Source organism: Pedobacter sp. 01N416 (assembly GCF_056399685.1).
Genome location: NZ_JBFTRT010000998.1, coordinates 1 through 726 on the forward strand (window position 1 = coordinate 1; position 726 = coordinate 726).

The 726-nt window shown below is 36.9% G+C and carries 1 protein-coding gene; it reads left to right on the forward strand.

What is annotated here, in order from left to right:
- The coding region (gene purE, locus AC1DND_RS28895) for a 5-(carboxyamino)imidazole ribonucleotide mutase (RefSeq protein WP_477586413.1) at window positions 1-443 on the forward strand (443 nt) is incomplete at its 5' end.
- Window positions 444-726: the final 283 nt, after the last annotated feature.

Here is a 726-nt window from a genome sequence, read left to right on the forward strand (position 1 = left end):
CTGTTATGCAAGATGCTGCTGATGTATTAAAAGAATTTGGAATAAACTATGAAATTACGGTTGTTTCTGCCCACAGAACACCAGAACGGATGTTTAATTATGCTAAAGAAGCACAAGGCCGTGGTTTAAAAGTGATTATTGCCGGTGCCGGTGGTGCTGCCCATTTACCAGGAATGGTTGCTTCTATCACCACATTACCAGTAATTGGTGTTCCGGTTAAGTCATCAAACTCTATCGATGGCTGGGATAGTATTTTATCGATCTTACAAATGCCGAATGGTATCCCGGTGGCTACAGTGGCATTAAACGCTGCTAAAAATGCAGGTTTATTGGCCACTCAGATTTTAGCTACAGCTGATGATTCTTTAACAGTTAAAATGCAAGCTTATAAAGATGAACTGAGAAGAAAGGTTGAAGAAAGCGCTGATAGTCTTGAGTCCTAAGTCAGGAGTCTTTAGTCTATTCAACTAAGTTCGATTAATACAATATTATGGGTCGTCACCCTGACCTGTAGCGAAGTGGAAAGCTACGAAGTAAATTCATTTCGGGGTCTATTGCAGGAAAGATGCTGAAATAAATTCAGCATGACGATCTCATTAAGACAATTTGAAAGAAATGATCAGTATAATAATAACTAAACTTATTTAAACATAAATATAAAAGGGCGATGTAAAAATAATTTCATCGCCCTTTTTATTATAATACTATTTTTATTCACCTAGAATC